The organism is Muricoccus nepalensis, assembly GCF_006438825.1.
GTDB classification, from domain to species: domain Bacteria; phylum Pseudomonadota; class Alphaproteobacteria; order Acetobacterales; family Acetobacteraceae; genus Roseomonas; species Roseomonas nepalensis.
In genome coordinates this window covers 42,885-57,435 of record NZ_RCZP01000017.1, presented here as the reverse complement: position 1 = coordinate 57,435, position 14,551 = coordinate 42,885, and the positions used below count along the sequence as shown (strand labels likewise).

The 14,551-nt window shown below is 73.3% G+C and carries 15 protein-coding genes; 5 read left to right on the top strand and 10 right to left on the bottom strand.

Features of this window, described 5'->3' with window-relative positions; genetic code table 11:
* Positions 1-142: 142 nt before the first annotated feature.
* On the bottom strand, positions 143-1,372 hold the full coding sequence (argJ, locus tag EAH89_RS16850) for a bifunctional glutamate N-acetyltransferase/amino-acid acetyltransferase ArgJ (protein WP_140884882.1): 1,230 nt from the start codon (positions 1,370-1,372) through the stop codon (positions 143-145).
* A gap of 13 nt (positions 1,373-1,385) precedes the next feature.
* Positions 1,386-2,339 carry a peptidylprolyl isomerase gene (locus tag EAH89_RS16845; protein WP_140884881.1) on the bottom strand — a complete coding sequence of 318 codons (954 nt, stop codon included), beginning with the start codon at positions 2,337-2,339 and terminating at the stop codon, positions 1,386-1,388.
* 258 nt (positions 2,340-2,597) lie between these two features.
* Here EAH89_RS16845 and secA point away from each other — a divergent pair, with 258 nt between their 5' ends.
* The gene (gene secA / locus EAH89_RS16840) at positions 2,598-5,330 is read left to right on the top strand and encodes a preprotein translocase subunit SecA (protein ID WP_140884880.1); all 2,733 of its coding nucleotides are present in this window, start codon (positions 2,598-2,600) and stop codon (positions 5,328-5,330) included.
* A gap of 116 nt (positions 5,331-5,446) precedes the next feature.
* A complete protein-coding gene (locus tag EAH89_RS33110) occupies positions 5,447-5,575 on the top strand; it encodes a hypothetical protein (RefSeq protein WP_277753848.1) in 129 nt (42 codons plus the stop codon).
* 13 nt (positions 5,576-5,588) lie between these two features.
* Here the strand turns inward: EAH89_RS33110 and EAH89_RS16835 are convergent, their stop codons facing one another.
* The 5 genes from EAH89_RS16835 to EAH89_RS16815 all read right to left on the bottom strand — a co-directional run bounded on the left by EAH89_RS16835 (position 5,589) and on the right by EAH89_RS16815 (position 9,275).
* The gene (locus tag EAH89_RS16835) at positions 5,589-6,152 is read right to left on the bottom strand and encodes a type 1 glutamine amidotransferase domain-containing protein (RefSeq protein WP_140884879.1); all 564 of its coding nucleotides are present in this window, start codon (positions 6,150-6,152) and stop codon (positions 5,589-5,591) included.
* A gap of 106 nt (positions 6,153-6,258) precedes the next feature.
* Complete coding sequence (locus tag EAH89_RS16830; RefSeq protein ID WP_140884878.1) at positions 6,259-7,008, bottom strand: ABC transporter permease; 750 nt, start codon at positions 7,006-7,008, stop codon at positions 6,259-6,261.
* Entirely contained in the window at positions 7,008-7,796 is a 789-nt protein-coding gene (locus EAH89_RS16825; protein ID WP_140884877.1) for an ABC transporter ATP-binding protein, read from the bottom strand. Before EAH89_RS16825 ends, EAH89_RS16830 begins: the two co-directional genes overlap by 1 nt.
* A complete protein-coding gene (locus tag EAH89_RS16820; RefSeq protein ID WP_140884876.1) occupies positions 7,793-8,767 on the bottom strand; it encodes an ABC transporter substrate-binding protein in 975 nt (324 codons plus the stop codon). The genes EAH89_RS16825 and EAH89_RS16820 overlap by 4 nt, the downstream gene beginning before the upstream one ends.
* 7 nt (positions 8,768-8,774) lie before the next feature.
* Positions 8,775-9,275 (bottom strand): VOC family protein, encoded by a 501-nt coding sequence (locus EAH89_RS16815; RefSeq protein ID WP_140884875.1) that lies wholly within the window; start codon positions 9,273-9,275, stop codon positions 8,775-8,777.
* 210 nt (positions 9,276-9,485) lie between these two features.
* On the opposite strand from EAH89_RS16815, the gene EAH89_RS16810 reads away from it, so the two are divergent.
* Together EAH89_RS16810 and EAH89_RS16805 are read left to right on the top strand one after the other, a co-directional pair.
* Positions 9,486-10,235: an aspartate/glutamate racemase family protein gene (locus EAH89_RS16810; RefSeq protein WP_206667584.1), complete on the top strand. Its 750-nt coding sequence runs from the start codon at positions 9,486-9,488 to the stop codon at positions 10,233-10,235.
* Between the two features lie 25 nt (positions 10,236-10,260).
* Entirely contained in the window at positions 10,261-11,247 is a 987-nt protein-coding gene (locus EAH89_RS16805; RefSeq protein WP_140884874.1) for a Bug family tripartite tricarboxylate transporter substrate binding protein, read from the top strand.
* Between the two features lie 21 nt (positions 11,248-11,268).
* Here EAH89_RS16805 and EAH89_RS16800 read toward each other — a convergent pair whose 3' ends face one another.
* From EAH89_RS16800 to EAH89_RS16790, 3 genes are read right to left on the bottom strand one after another with little or no spacing between them, the layout of a single operon-like run.
* Complete coding sequence (locus EAH89_RS16800) at positions 11,269-12,243, bottom strand: pirin family protein (RefSeq protein ID WP_140884873.1); 975 nt, start codon at positions 12,241-12,243, stop codon at positions 11,269-11,271.
* A complete protein-coding gene (locus EAH89_RS16795) occupies positions 12,240-12,872 on the bottom strand; it encodes an alpha/beta hydrolase (RefSeq protein WP_140884872.1) in 633 nt (210 codons plus the stop codon). The genes EAH89_RS16800 and EAH89_RS16795 overlap by 4 nt, the downstream gene beginning before the upstream one ends.
* Positions 12,873-12,931: 59 nt before the next feature.
* Entirely contained in the window at positions 12,932-13,867 is a 936-nt protein-coding gene (locus EAH89_RS16790) for a ring-cleaving dioxygenase (protein ID WP_140884871.1), read from the bottom strand.
* Between the two features lie 194 nt (positions 13,868-14,061).
* On the opposite strand from EAH89_RS16790, the gene EAH89_RS16785 reads away from it, so the two are divergent.
* A complete protein-coding gene (locus EAH89_RS16785; RefSeq protein WP_140884870.1) occupies positions 14,062-14,502 on the top strand; it encodes a DoxX family protein in 441 nt (146 codons plus the stop codon).
* Positions 14,503-14,551: the final 49 nt, after the last annotated feature.

Genomic DNA, 14,551 nt, shown 5'->3' with positions numbered 1-14,551 from the left:
GCGCCGGCGTGAGGTCCCCCTTACCCCACCCGCGCAACGAAGGAAGCGCCGATCCCGCGCGGCGGCGCCGTCCGGTCCGCGAGGCGGAACCCGCCCGCGCGCCTCCCCTCACCGGGACAGGCGGCGGGGCGCCGCCGCGGGCTCAGGAGCGGTAGGCGCCGTTGATGTCGATGTAGCCGTGGGTGAGGTCGCAGGTCCAAACCGTGGACTCGCCGCGGCCGAGGTTGAGGTCGACCTCGACGTCGATCTCGCGCCCGCGCATGTGCTCGACCACCGGCGCCTCGTCGTAGCCCTCGACCACGCCGCCGTCCTTCGCCATCCAGGTGCCGCCGACGGCCACCGAGAGCCGGTCCCGGTCCGCGGGCTCGCCGGCCTTGCCGACGGCCATGACGATGCGTCCCCAGTTCGCGTCCTCGCCGGCGATGGCCGTCTTCACGAGCGGCGAGTTGGCGATGGCCATGGCGACCCGCTTGGCCGAGCTGTCGGAGACGGCGCCGCGCACGGTCACCTTCACCAGCTTCTGCGCCCCCTCCCCGTCCCGCACCACCTGGATCGCGAGGTCGAGCAGCAGGGCGTCGAGCTGCGCCTGGAAGTCGTCCAGCGCCCCGCCCGGGAAGGCCCCGACCCGGTCGTTGCCGGCCTGACCGGTGGCGAAGAGCAGCACCGTGTCGGAGGTGGAGGTGTCGCTGTCCACCGTCGTGCGGTTGAAGCTTCCCTCCACCCCGCGCCGCAGCGCCGCCTGCAGGGCGGCGGCGGGGATGGCGGCGTCGGTGGCCACGAAGGAGAGCATCGTCGCCATGTCCGGCGCCACCATGCCGCTGCCCTTGGCGATGCCGAGGAGGGTGACCTTGGTGCCGTGGATGGTGGCGGTGCGGGCGGCAGCCTTGGGGAAGGTGTCGGTGGTCATGATACCGCGCGCGGCGTCCGCCCAGCCGGTCTCCTTCAGCGATGCGTGCAGGGCCGGCAGGGCCGCCGCCAGCTTCTCGTGGGGCAGCACCTGGCCGATCACGCCCGTGCTGGCGAGGAACACCTCGGAGGGCTTGCAGCCCGCGAGCGACGCGGCGGCCGCGGCGGTGGCCTCGCAGGCGACCACCCCCGCGCGGCCGGTGAAGACGTTGGCGTTGCCCGCGTTCACCACCAGCGCGCGCGCGGCCTCGCCCTTCAGCGAGGCGCGGCACCAGTCCACCGGGGCGCCCGGGCACTTGTTGCTCGTGAAGACGCCCGCGACCGTCGTGCCGGGGGCGAACTCCATCATCATCACGTCCGGCCGCCCCTGGTAGCGCAGCCCGGCGGCGGCGGCGCCCAGGCGCACGCCCTTCAGCGGCGGCAGCGGCGGCAGGTCGACCCGCAGCGGGGAGACGGGGATGTCCATCGCCGGGGCCTCCTCAGCGCCGCTGGGCGGGGGCCGGGGCCGCGGCGGGGGGCGTCGCGCCCTCCATCAGGCCGGGCGCGCGGATGGGCGAGCCGTCGAGGTTGAAGCGCTCCACCTTGGCGGCGTTGCGGATGCGCTCCACGGCGGCGTTCACCGTCTCCTCGAAGGCGGCCTGGCGCAGCGCCTCCTGGCTGTCCTCGAAGCTCGCGGCCGGGGCGGTGCGGCGCTCCTCCACCTTGATGACGTGCCAGCCGAAGGCGGTCTGGATGGGGGCCTCGCTGACCTGCCCGGGCTGGAGCGCGAAGGCCGCGTTGGCGAACTCGGGGATCATGTCGGCCTTCTTGAAGAAGCCGAGGTCGCCGCCCTGCTCGGCGCCGGGGCCGGTCGAGCGGCGCTTGGCCACCTCCGCGAAGTCGGCGCCGGGGCGGCGGACCTCCGCCAGGGCCTCGCGCGCCGCGGCCTCGGTCGGCACGAGGATGTGGCGGGCGTGGATCTCCTCCTCGCCCTGCCGATTCGCCGATTCGCGCTCGTAACGGGCCCGCAGCGCCGCCTCGGTGATGGCGGGGGCCACCTCGCGGCGGAGGAGGGCCTGCTGGAGCTCCTGGTCGGCGGCGCGGGCGATGCGGCGCTGGACGTCGGCGTCGCGCTCCAGCCCCTCGGCCCGGGCGCGGGCGACGAGCGCCTTCTGGGCCACGAGCTGGTCCACGATCAGGGGGTAGATCATCGCCGGGGGGGCGTTCTTGAGCTCGTCGGGCAGCTCGCCGGCGGCGTCGCGCACGTCGGAGAGCCGGATTTCCTGGCCGTCCACCCGCGCCACCACGGGATCGGCCGGGCGCGCCGCGGCGCCGGCGGGGGCGCCGGACGGCGCGCCAGCGGACGGCGCGGGGGCCGGCGCCTGGGCCAGGGCGAGGCCGGCCGAGAGCAGCCAGGCCGGGAGGAGGGCGGTCGAGAGGAGCAGGCGGCGCATCGGGGAGAGCCTCGGCGGAAGGGGCCGCACCATGGCGGAGGGGACCCCGGGTCACAAGGCGGGGCGGGCGCCCCCGCCTCACAAGGCGGCGTTCGGGCCCCTTCGGTGCGGCATTCGTTGACCCGCCGCCCCCCCTTGCCTATCTCTGCCCCTGCACGCAGGGCCCTGTGAGGCCCCCCTCCTTCCGGCCGCGCCGCGGCCCTACGGTCGCGGCCCCCAGGCGATGCCCCAGCCCTGCCCTGGAGACTGCTTAACCCGATGTTCGCCCGCCTCGCCCGCGCCATCCTCGGCACCTCGAACGACCGCGCGCTGAAGGCGTACCGGGCGCGGGTGCCGGCCATCAACGCGCTGGAACCCGCCATCGCCGCGCTGTCCGACGACCAGCTCAAGGCGAAGACCCCCGAGTTCCGCGAGCGCATCGCCAAGGGCGAGACGCTGGACAGCCTCCTGCCCGAGGCCTTCGCGGTCTGCCGGGAGGCGTCGAAGCGGGTCCTCGGCATGCGCCACTTCGACGTCCAGCTCATCGGCGGCATGGTCCTGCACGAGGGCCGCATCGCCGAGATGAAGACCGGCGAGGGCAAGACCCTCGTCGCCACCCTGCCCTGCTACCTCAACGGCCTGACCGGCAAGGGCGTCCACGTCGTCACCGTGAACGACTACCTCGCGGCCCGCGACGCGGAGGAGATGGGGCGGCTCTACAACTGGCTGGGCCTGACCACCGACACCATCGTCTACGGCAAGACCGACCCGCAGCGGCGCGAGGCCTATGCCTGCGACATCACCTACGGCACGAACAACGAGTTCGGCTTCGACTACCTCCGCGACAACATGAAGTACTCGCTCGGCGAGATGGTCCAGCGCCCCTTCGCCTACGCGATCGTGGACGAGGTCGACAGCATCCTGGTGGACGAGGCGCGGACGCCGCTGATCATCTCGGGCCCGACCGACGACACCTCGGACCTCTACAACCGCGTCAACGTGGTGGTGGCGGAGATCGCGAAGGACCCCGCGAACTACGACAAGGACGAGAAGAACAAGACCGTCTCCCTGACCGAGGCGGGGAACGAGACGGTGACCGCGGCGCTGGCCGAGGCCGGGCTGCTGGAGGAGGGCGACCTCTACGACTTCCAGAACGTCACGGTCGTCCACCACGTCAACCAGTCGCTGCGCGCGCACACCCTCTTCGCGCGGGACGTCGACTACATCGAGCGCAACGACAAGATCATCATCATCGACGAGTTCACCGGCCGCATGATGGAGGGTCGCCGCTACTCCGACGGGCTGCACCAGGCGCTCGAGGCGAAGGAAGGCGTGACGGTCCAGCCCGAGAACCAGACGCTGGCCTCCATCACCTTCCAGAACTACTTCCGCCTCTACCCCAAGCTGGCGGGCATGACGGGCACGGCGGCCACCGAGGCCGACGAGTTCGCGGAGATCTACAAGCTCGAGGTGGTGGAGATCCCCACCAACCTGCCGGTGGCGCGCGCCGATTCCGATGACGAGGTCTACCGTACCGCCGGCGAGAAGTACGAGGCGGTGGCCGGGCTCATCGCCGAGGCGCGCGAGCGCGGGCAGCCCTGCCTCGTCGGCACCACCAGCATTGAGAAGTCGGAGCTCATCTCCGACCTGCTGCGCAAGAAGAACGTGCCGCACCAGGTGCTGAACGCCCGCTACCACGAGCAGGAGGCGGCCATCATCTCCCAGGCCGGCCGGCCCGGCGCGGTGACCATCGCGACGAACATGGCCGGGCGCGGCACCGACATCAAGCTCGGCGGCAACGCCGAGATGCTGGCGCGGGCGAGCTTCGCCGGCGAGCCCGCGGGCCCCGAGTTCGAGGCGCGCCTGGCCGAGATCCGTCGCGAGGTGGAGGGGAGCGCGGCCAAGGTGAAGGCCGCCGGCGGCCTCTTCGTCATTGGCACCGAGCGGCATGAGAGCCGCCGCATCGACAACCAGCTCCGCGGCCGCTCCGGCCGCCAGGGCGACCCCGGCGCGTCGCGCTTCTTCCTGAGCCTGGAAGACGACCTGATGCGCATCTTCGGCTCCGACCGCATGGGCGGGATGCTGCAGAAGCTCGGGCTGAAGGAGGGGGAGGCGATCGTCCACCCCTGGATCAACAAGGCGCTGGAGAAGGCGCAGAAGAAGGTCGAGGCGCGGAACTTCGACACGCGCAAGAACCTGCTCAAGTACGACGATGTCATGAACGACCAGCGCAAGGAGGTCTACGCCCAGCGCAAGTCCTTCATGCAGGCGGCCGACGTGGCCGAGACCGTCGCGGAGATGCGGCGCGAGGTGATCGACGACCTGGTCGCCGCCGCCATCCCCGAGAACGCCTATCCCGAGCAGTGGAAGATGGACGTCCTCCAGTCCCGCGCGCTGGAGATCCTCGGCCTCGACCTGCCGATCGTCGACTGGGGCCGCGAGGAAGGGATCGACGAGACCCAGATCCGCGAGCGCCTGCACGAGGCCGCCGACACCACCTACGCCGCCCGCGCCGCCAACATCGGCATCGACCGCATGCGCGAGGTGGAGAAGTCCATCCTGCTGATGGTCTTCGACAAGGTCTGGAAGGACCACCTCCTCTCGCTCGATCACCTGCGCCAGGGCATCGGGCTCCGCGCCTACGGCCAGCGGGACCCGCTGAACGAGTACAAGTCCGAGGCCTTCAACCTCTTCAACGCCATGCTGGCGGAGATGCGGGAGGAGACGACGCGCTGGCTGATGCAGGTGGACATCCCCGCCAACGCCCCGCTGCCGAGCCCGGAGCCGATCAGCGTCATGGACGCGCGCCACCCGGCGCCGGATTCGGGCGACCCGCTGCTCGGCTACGACGCGGCGGTGGGCGAGTACGGCGCGGCCGCGCCCGTCGCCGCCCCGCGCGTGGCCGAGGGCGTGGACCCGAACGACCCCGCCACCTGGGACCGCACGCCGCGCAACGCGCCCTGCCCCTGCGGCTCCGGCAAGAAGTACAAGCACTGCCACGGGCGGGGGTGAGCGCCCGCCCCGCAACTTCGGCCCCTGCACGCGTTGATTGAGGACGCGCCGCCCCGACGGGCGGCGCGGCGCCTCAACCGCGCGGGCCCGCTGGCCCGGAAAAGGGCCGGAGCCGCATGCTCGAATCCCCCCTCATCGGGCTCGCCGCCCTCGCCGTCATCGTCGTGGTGCTGGTCATCCTGCAGCGGCTCGAGTTCCTGAGCGTCTTCTCGCGCCGCCGCCGGGGCCCGCCCCCGGAGCCCTAGGGGACGCGGGCCGTCAGGCCGCCTTCGCCCGGGGCGCGCTGCGCGAGACGGCCTCGACCATCTTCTCGCAGAAGGCGGGAAGATCCTTCGGGTTCCGCGAGGTCACGAGGTTGCCGTCCACCACGCAGGTCTCGTCCACCCAGGTGGCGCCGGCGTTGCGGAGGTCGGTCTTGAGCGAGGGGTAGGAGGTCATGCGCCGCCCCTTCACCGTGCCGGCCTCGATCAGCATCCACGGGCCGTGGCAGATGGCCGCGATCGGCTTGCCGGCCTCGGCGAAGGCGCGGACGAAGGCGACGGCCGCCTCGTTCAGGCGCAGCTTGTCCGGGTTGGTGGTGCCGCCCGGCAGGACGAGGGCGTCGAAGGCCTCGGCGTGGGCGTCGGCCACCTCCAGGTCCACCGCGATCCTTTCCGCGGGGTTCACGTCGTCGTCCATGGACTGGATCTCGCCGAGCGTCAGCGACACCACGGCCACGTCCATCCCGGCCTTCTTGAGGGCGTTCAGCGGCTCGGTCAGTTCCACCCGCTCGACGCCATCCGTCGCCAGGATGGCCACCCGGCGGTGCGCTGCATCGGTCATGTCGATTTCCTTGCTCAAAAGCAGAAGAGGGACGGCGCGCGGCGCGATCCATTCTGTCTGAAGCAACGGCCGGCGGGCCGCGGAGTTTGGCGCGAAACGGTCGCGCCTAGCGCCCGGACCAGTGGACGAAGCGCTTCTCGAGGAGGAGGAAGAGAAGGTTCAGCGCGTAGCCGAGCGCGCCGGCCACGAAGATGGCGCCGTACATCAGCCCGCTCTCGAACAGCATCTGCGCGTTGATCACGCGCTGGCCGAGCCCGTCGGTGGAGCCGATGAACATCTCCGCCACCACCACGATGACCAGCGCCAGCGAGACGCCCTGCCTCATGCCCACGAGGATCTGCGGCAGCGCCTCCCAGACGAGCACGTCGACCAGGATGCGGGCGGACCCCGCGCCCATCACGCGCGCCGCCAGCACGCGGGTGCGGCGGGCGTTCATGACGCCGTAGGCGGCGTTGAACAGGATGACCAGCGCCGCGCCGAAGGCGGCCACCGCGATCTTCGTCGCCTCCCCCGTGCCGAAGAGCACGAGGAAGAGCGGGAAGAGGGCGGAGGCGGGGGTGGAGCGGAAGAAGTCCACCACGAACTCCACCGCGCGGTAGAGGCGTTCGCGGGCGCCGAGCGCGACGCCGAGCGGCACGCCGATGGCCGAGGCGATGGCGAAGGAGAGAAGGGTGCGCGTGACGGTGCGGCCGAGGTCGTGCGCCAGCGTGCCCGTGGCCAACGCCGCCCAGGTGTCGCGCGCGGTCTCGGCCGGCGAGGGCAGCAGCACGGGGTCCGCAACCCCGAGCAGCACCGCCGCCTGCCAGAGGGCGACGAAGCCGAGGGCGCCGAGGAGAGGGGGAACCAGCGCGCGCATCACGCCGCCTCCGGCCGGGCGCGGACGGAAGCGGTGAAGACGTCGAGGCAGCGGCGCTTGATGGCGACGAAGTCCGGGGAGGACAGGGTCATCGCGTCGCGCGGCCAGGCGAGCGGCACCGGCACGTCGTCCACGATGCGCGACGGGCGGCGCGTCAGCATCAGCACCCGGTCGGCGAGCGCGATCGACTCTTCGAGGTCGTGGGAGACGAGCATGGCGGTGATGCGGTTCTCCTTCAGCACCCGGCCGAGGAGCTCGCGGAGCGAGAGCGTCGTCTCGTAGTCGAGCGCCGAGAAGGGCTCGTCGAGGAACAGCACCTCCGGTTCCACCGCCAGCGCCCGCATGACGGAGACGAGCTGCTGCTGGCCGCCCGAGAGCTCGTAGGGGTAGCGGTGGAGGTCGAAGCGCACGTCGAAGGCGGCGACGAGCGCCTCCAGCCGCCGCTCCACCAGGGCGCGGGGCTGGCGCATCAGGCGAAGGGGGTAGCGGATGTTGTCCGCCGCGCGCTTCCAGGGCAGCAGGGCCTCGCGGTAGTTCTGGAAGACGTAGCCGATGCGGGCCTCGCGCACCGTGCGGCCGTCGAAGAGCACGCTGCCGGCGTCGGGCTCCAGCAGACCCGCCATCATGTTGATCAGCGTGGACTTGCCGCAGCCGTTGGGGCCGAAGACCGCGAGGATGTCCCCGCGCCTGAGGTCCAGGTCCAGCCCGGCGTGCACGGGCTGCCCGCGGAAGGCCTTGGAGAGGCCGCGGACGGTGACCGCGGCCTCCCGGGGGGTGATGGCCGTCACAGGGGCCGCAGGAAGGACTTCACGTCGATCGCGCCCCGCACCACGCCCTGCGCCACGGCGAGGTCCACGAACTTCTGGAAGTCCGCGACCTCCGGCGGGGTCATGTCCTTCACCATCGCGAAGTTCACCAGCGGGACGGTCGGCGCCAGCTCGGCCGGGGTCTGCATGAAGGGCACCAGCAGGTCGCGCACGCCGGCGTCGGTCCGGATGGCGGCGCAGGCCTTGGCCCAGGCGCCGGCGAAGCGGGCGGCGACCTCGGGCTTCGCCTCCAGGAACTTGCCGGTGAAGGCGGCGCCGGCGGCCCAGGCCTGGGCGCCAGGGCGGCCGATGAGGTGGGTCGCGATCACCCCCGCCTCCAGCCGGCGCGCGGCGCCCTGGCGCTCGGCGATGCTCGCCTGCGGCTCCAGCGTGTAGGCGGCGTCGAAGGTGCCGGCGGCCAGCGCGCCGACATGCACGCCCATCGGCTGCTCGGACAGCGTGTAGTCGCGCCCCTCCTGCAGCCCGGCGGCGGCGAGCACGGCGCGGGCGGCGGACAGGTTGGCGGGGCCGGGGGCGGAGAGGATCCTCGCGCCCTTGAGGTCGCGCAGGGTGGCCGCGTTCCAGCCGGGGCGGACGACGAACTGCTCCATCCGGTAGCGGTCGCTCTGGCCGTTGAGGGCGAAGTAGAGGGCGGTGTTCGCGCGGCGGGCGTTGATGTTCGCGCCCTCCAGCGTGACGAGGTTCGACGCGCCGTCGAGGTCGCCCGACACCATCGCCTGCACGATGAGGGGCGCGGCCTGCAGCGGCACGGCCTCCACCGCGAGGCCCGCCTCCGTGAAGAAGCCGCGTTCCCGCGCGACGTAGAAGGGCAGCGCGGAGGAGACGTTGAAGACGCCGATCCTCACCGCGTCCGCCGCGAGGGCGCCGCGCGCGAGGAAGGGGGCCGCGGCCGCGGCGGCGAGCAGGCCGCGCCGGCGCATCGAAGGGGTCATGCGGTCCTCAGGAGAGCTTGGGGTAGGTGCGGGGATCGAAGAAGGAGGCGCCCGCGACGTAGCGCCGCCCCTCCGACAGGTCGGGCGGGGTGCCGGCCTCGGAGGCACCGTCGAAGGTCAGCTCGAGCTGCACGCCCGAGGGGTCGTAGACGAAGAGCTGCCAGAGCGTGGTGCCGGGGACGAGGAACTCGCGCCAGTCGAGCCCCGCCTCGCGGAAGCGGGCGACGAAGGCGTGGTAGCCGCGGCAGGCGAGCGAGACGTGGTCAATGGCGGCCGTGCCGAGCGGCGCCCGGCCCTCGGGCCCGAGGGCCGGGCCGCCGGCGTAGACGTGCAGGAGCGCCTGCCCGCCCGGCAGCGGCACCGCGAGCCAGGCGCCGGGGTAGCCGAAGTCCGGGCGGTGCGCATCCGCGAGCCCGAGGACGCCCTTGTAGAAGGCGAGGGTGGCCGCGAGGTCGGCCGTCTTGACGGCCACGTGGAAGAGGCCGGCGACGAGGGGCGTGTCAGGCATTCAGGGTCGATCCTTGAAAGCGGCATCCTGAGGGCAATCGACGTGCCACCGCAAAGCCGGCCCCGCGGGACCGGCGCGCCCGCTTCGCGGTCACCGCCCGGCCGGACTGGCGCGATCCTGGGCAGGGGCGGCGCCACGGGGGACGGGGGTGGTTCCCGCCGCCCTGGCCCGCCCTATGCTTCGGGCCCTTGCCGCCTTCGGGGCCCGACCATGACCATGACCTCCCTTCCCTCCTCGCGCCGCGGCGTCGCCCGCGGCGGCAAGGCCCTCTACGGCGCGCCGCTGGGCATCCTGATGCTCGAGGCCCGCTTCCCCCGCATCCACGGGGACATGGGCAACGGCGGCACCTGGCCCTTCCCCGTGCTCTACCGCGTGGTGCGGGGCGCGAGCCCGGAGAAGGTGGTGCTGGAGGGTGCCCGCGGGCTGCTGCCGGACTTCCTGGAGGCCGCGCGCGAGCTCGTGGCGCAGGGGGCGGAGGCCATCACCACCAATTGCGGCTTCCTCTCGCTCTTCCAGCGCGAGATCGCACGGGAGGTGGGCGTGCCGGTTGCCACCAGCAGCCTCCTGCAGGTGCCCTGGGTGCAGGCGATGCTGCCGCCGGGGCAGCGGGTCGGCCTCGTCACCGTCTCGGGCGGCAGCCTCAGCCCCGCGCATCTCGAGGCCGCTGGCGTTCCCCTCGACATCCCCGTGGAGGGCACGGAGAGCGGGCGGGAGTTCTTCCGCGTCCTCATCCGCGCCGAGAAGGACGACATGGACGTGGACCTCGCCGAGCGCGACGTGGTCGAGGCCGCGGAACGGCTCGTGGCCCGCCACCCGGAGGTCGGCGCCATCGTCCTCGAGTGCACGAACATGCCGCCCTACGCCGCCGCCGTGCGGCGGGCGACCGGGCGGCCCGTCTTCGACATCTACGCGATGATCACCTACTTCCACGCGGGCCTGCGCCCGCGCGACTTCGCCTGACCCCTCCCCTCGCGAAAGGACGCCCATGCTCCGCCGAACCGCGCTCGCCCTCGCCGCGCTCGCCCCCCTCGCCCTGCCGGCGGCGGCGCAGGAGGCGCCCTGGCCGAACCGCCCCATCACCATCATGGGCGGCTTCCCCAACGGCTCGGGCGTGGACATCTACGCGCGCAAGCTGGCCGAGCCGCTGTCGCGGTCCCTCGGCGTGCCGGTGGTGGTGGACAACCGCACCGGCGCCGGCGGGAACATCGCCTCCGAATACGTCGCCCGCGCGCGGCCGGACGGCTACACCTTCCTGCTGGCGACCGCCGGCACGCACGCGATCAACGCGACGCTCTACAAGTCGCTTCCCTTCGACCCCCTGCGCGACGTGACGCACATCGCCATCCTCGGCGACGTGCCGAACGTGCTGCTCGTGAACCCGCAGCACTCGCCGGGCCTCCGCACCTGCCGGGACCTGGTCGCGGCGGCGAAGGCGCGGCCGGGCGCCCTCGCCTACGCCTCCACGGGCAACGGGGCGTCGACGCATCTCTCGGCCGTGCAGTTCGCCGCCGCCGCGGGGATCGACGTGCTGCACGTGCCCTACCGAGGCCAGGGCCCGGCGATGGTGTCCCTGCTGGGCGGGGAAACCGCCTTCTTCTTCAACCAGAGCGGCCCGAGCATCGGCCCCGTGCAGCAGGGCCAGCTCCGCGCGCTCGGCGTGACCACCCGCGCGCGCCTCGCGCCCCTGCCCGACGTGCCGACGATCGAGGAGGCCTGTGGGCTGCCCGGCTTCGAGAGCAGCACCTGGTACGGGCTGGTCGCCCCGCCCGGCCTGCCCGCGCCCATCCAGGCCCGCATGACGCAGGAGGTGGCGCGCATCATCGCGGAACCGGACTTCGTCGCCTGGCTGACCGACAGCCAGGGCATCACGCCGCCGGCCGATCCCGGGCCGGCCTCCTTCCGCCGCATCCACGAGGCCGACGTCGCGCGCTGGGCGGAGATCGTGCGGCGCTCCGGGGCGCAGGTGGACTGAACCCGCGCCTCGGATCCGGCCTCAGCTCGTCGGCGACCCGGCGGAGGGCGCCTGCGTCGCCGCGCGCACCGAGACGCGCTCCTCCGGCAAGGGGATGAACTCCTTGTCGTCGCCTGGCACCGTGCCGAAGCGCCCGGCCTTCCAGTCCGCCTTCGCCTGCTCGATCCGCTCGCGCGAGGAGGAGACGAAGTTCCAGAACAGGTGGCGCGGCCCGTCCATGGCGGCGCCGCCGAGCATCAGCAGCCGCGCGCCCTTCGGCCCCGCCGTGATCGCCAGCCCCTCGCCCGCGCGGAAGACGAGCATGCGCCCGGCCTCGAAGCGGTCGCCCGAGACCGTCACCTCGCCCTCCACGACATAGGCCCCGCGCTCCTCGTGGTCGGGCAGCGGCAGGGAAGCGCAGGGCGCGAGCATCGCGTCGGCGTAGAAGAGGTCCGACGGCGTCTCGACCGGGGAGCGCGCGCCCCAGCCGTGCCCGGCGATGAGGCGCAGCCGCGCGCCGCCGTCCTCGATCACCGGCAGGGTGGCGGCGGGGTGGTGGACGAAGGCGGGCGCCGCCTCCTCCTGCGCGCGCGGGAGCGCGACCCAGGACTGGATGCCGTAGAGCGGGTTGGCGTGGGCGCGCAGCGCCGCCCCCGTCCGCTCGGAATGGGCGATGCCGCGGCCCGCCGTCATCCAGTTCACGTCGCCCGGGCGGATCGAGAGGTCGGAGCCGAGCGTGTCGCGGTGCTGGATCTCCCCCTCGAACAGGTAGGTGACGGTGGAGAGGCCGATATGCGGGTGCGGCCGCACGTCGAGCCCCTTGCCCGTCAGGAACTCGCCCGGCCCCATCTGGTCGAAGAAGATGAAGGGGCCGACCATCTGCCGCCCCTGCGCGGGCAGCGCGCGGCGCACCGTGAAGCCGCCGATGTCGTGCATGCGCGGCAGGATGACCTGGCCGACCGGGCCGGCGTCCGGGCACTCGGGCATGACGCCCGTGGGATCGCTGTCGACGCTCATCGGGCGTTCTCCTGGAGGGTGGCGAGCCAGTCGCGCGCGAGCGCGACGTCCATCTGGGACAGGCCGTGCCCCACCGGCAACTCACGATGCGCGACCCTGGCGCCGGCCCCTTGCAGGAGGGCGGCGAGGCGCGCGCTGTTCGCCGCGGGCACGATCGGGTCCGAGGCGCCGGAGAGCAGCAGCACGGGCGTGCCCTCCAGCCGCGCGGCCGGGGGGTCGCGGAAGGGCACCATGGCGCGCAGCAGCGCCGCGCCGCCGAGCAGGCCGGGATGGCGCAGCAGGAGGCTCGCCGCGATGTTGGCGCCGTTGGAGAAGCCGAGCGCGACCGGCGCGGCGAGCCCGTGCTCCGCCATCGCCGCGCGGAGGAAGGCCGCGAGGTCATCCGTGCGGGCGCGCAGGTCGTCCTCGTCGAAGACGCCCTCCGCGAGGCGGCGGAAGAAGCGGGGCATCCCGTTCTCCAGCACCGTCCCGCGCGGCGAGAGAAGGGCCGCGCCGGGCGCGACGAGGCGGCCGAGGGGGAGCAGGTCGCGCTCGTCCCCGCCCGTGCCGTGCAGCAGCAGGAGCGGCGGGCGGGCGGCGTCGGTCGCGGGCTCGAAGGCGTGGACGAAGGCGGGGGCAGTGACGGTCATGGGGGATCCCTTCGCGGCCGCGTCCGGGGACGCGGCCGGCCATGTGTCCGGAGACGGGTTCAGGCGAGGACGGGGAGCGCGGCCTCGATCGCGGCGCGATGGCCCTCGAGGAAGCGCGGCAGCTTCAGCGCGGTGCCGAGGCTCGCCGCCGGCTCGTCCACGGCGAAGCCGGGGATGTCGGTCGCGATCTCGAAGAGCACGTGGCCGGGCTCGCGGAAGTAGACGGAGCGGAAGTAGTCGCGGTCCTTCTGCTCCGTCGTGCGCAGGCCGTGGGTCGCGGCCAGCTTGCGCACCATCTCCGCCTGGTCCGCGTCGTCGGCGGCGCGGAAGGCGAGGTGGTGGACGGAGCCGCGGCCCATCCGCGCCGCCAGGAAGCCGCCGACCGCCCGCAGGTCCACGATGCCGCCGAGCGCCGTGCCCTCCGCGCGGTAGCGGGTGGCGTCGCCCTCGCGCCCGGCCTCGGCGAAGCCGAAGACGTCCGTGAGGATGGCGCCCGTCGCCTCCGTGCGGTCGAGCATGAGGGTCACGCCGTGAAAGCCGCGGATCGCGCTCTCCACTGGGACCTCGCCGCCCTCCCAGGCGGGCTCGGCCTCAAGGCCGGGAAGGCCGACGAGCGCGAGCCGCATGCCGTCCGGGTCGCGGAAGGTGAGCACCGTCTCGCCGAAGCGGGTGGCGCGCTCCAGCCCGTGGTTCACCAGGCGCTGCGTCCAGTAGCCGATGGCGGACTGGGGGATGCGGAAGGCGGTCTCCTGCAGCTCCCCGGCGCCGGCGCGGCCGGGGGCGGCGTTCTCCCAGGGGAAGAAGGTGAGGATGGTGCCGGGGCTGCCCGCCGCGTCGCCGTAGTAGAAGTGGTAGGCGCCGGGATCGTCGAAGTTGACGGTCTTCTTCACCAGCCGCAGCCCGAGGACGCGGGTGTAGAAGTCGAGGTTGCCCCTCGCGCTGCCGGCGATGGCGGTGACGTGGTGGATGCCGCGGGGGCTGCTGGTATGGGCCATGGGGGTGAACTCCGCTGGGGGAGGCACCGGGGGGCGCCTCGTCTGGTGGCAGCAAATGGCCTTTCAGCGGCCCGGCGCCAGCCCGAAGTGATTGCACCCATGCAATCCCAACCTTGCCGGATCGGTCATGGCGTTGCGGAGACTGGGTGGCCATTCTCCGGCCCAGTTCCGCAACCCCGATGAGGTTTCCCCTCGTGATCGACACCCGTCTCGCTCCCTACGGCCTTCTTCTCCTGCGCGTCTCGCTGGGGGTGATGTTCCTCGCCCACGCCTGGCTGAAGGTCTCCGTGTTCACCCTACCCGGCTTCGCCGGCTTCCTCGGGCAGGTGGGCCTGCCGGCCGGCCTCGCTTGGCCCATCGTGCTGGCCGAGGCGATCGGCGGCGCGGCCCTCCTGCTCGGCGTCTACGCCCGGGCGGTGTCGGTCGCGCTGCTGCCGGTGCTGCTGGGCGCGCTCGCCGTGCACGCCGGCAACGGCTGGGTCTTCAACGCGCCCAACGGCGGCTGGGAATACCCGGCCTTCCTCGCGGTGGCCGCGCTGGTGCAGGCCCTGGCCGGCGACGGCGCGCTGGCGCTCCGCGAGACGCCGGTCCGCAAGGCACGGGCGCCGCGGCGGGACCTCGCCGCCGCGGCGTGAAGCCCCTAGCATCCGGCGACCGGCCGGCGGCACGGCTCCCCCGTGCCGC

Bases quoted from the DNA above. Each gene is read 5' to 3' on its own strand.
- argJ (WP_140884882.1), bottom strand. From the start codon at position 1,372: ATGGACATCCCCGTCTCCCCGCTGCGGGTCGACCTGCCGCCGCTGCCG.
- EAH89_RS16845 (WP_140884881.1), bottom strand. From the start codon at position 2,339: ATGCGCCGCCTGCTCCTCTCGACCGCCCTCCTCCCGGCCTGGCTGCTC.
- secA (WP_140884880.1), top strand. From the start codon at position 2,598: ATGTTCGCCCGCCTCGCCCGCGCCATCCTCGGCACCTCGAACGACCGC.
- EAH89_RS33110 (WP_277753848.1), top strand. From the start codon at position 5,447: ATGCTCGAATCCCCCCTCATCGGGCTCGCCGCCCTCGCCGTCATCGTC.
- EAH89_RS16835 (WP_140884879.1), bottom strand. From the start codon at position 6,152: ATGACCGATGCAGCGCACCGCCGGGTGGCCATCCTGGCGACGGATGGC.
- EAH89_RS16830 (WP_140884878.1), bottom strand. From the start codon at position 7,008: ATGCGCGCGCTGGTTCCCCCTCTCCTCGGCGCCCTCGGCTTCGTCGCC.
- EAH89_RS16820 (WP_140884876.1), bottom strand. From the start codon at position 8,767: ATGACCCCTTCGATGCGCCGGCGCGGCCTGCTCGCCGCCGCGGCCGCG.
- EAH89_RS16815 (WP_140884875.1), bottom strand. From the start codon at position 9,275: ATGCCTGACACGCCCCTCGTCGCCGGCCTCTTCCACGTGGCCGTCAAG.
- EAH89_RS16810 (WP_206667584.1), top strand. From the start codon at position 9,486: ATGACCATGACCTCCCTTCCCTCCTCGCGCCGCGGCGTCGCCCGCGGC.
- EAH89_RS16805 (WP_140884874.1), top strand. From the start codon at position 10,261: ATGCTCCGCCGAACCGCGCTCGCCCTCGCCGCGCTCGCCCCCCTCGCC.
- EAH89_RS16800 (WP_140884873.1), bottom strand. From the start codon at position 12,243: ATGAGCGTCGACAGCGATCCCACGGGCGTCATGCCCGAGTGCCCGGAC.
- EAH89_RS16795 (WP_140884872.1), bottom strand. From the start codon at position 12,872: ATGACCGTCACTGCCCCCGCCTTCGTCCACGCCTTCGAGCCCGCGACC.
- EAH89_RS16790 (WP_140884871.1), bottom strand. From the start codon at position 13,867: ATGGCCCATACCAGCAGCCCCCGCGGCATCCACCACGTCACCGCCATC.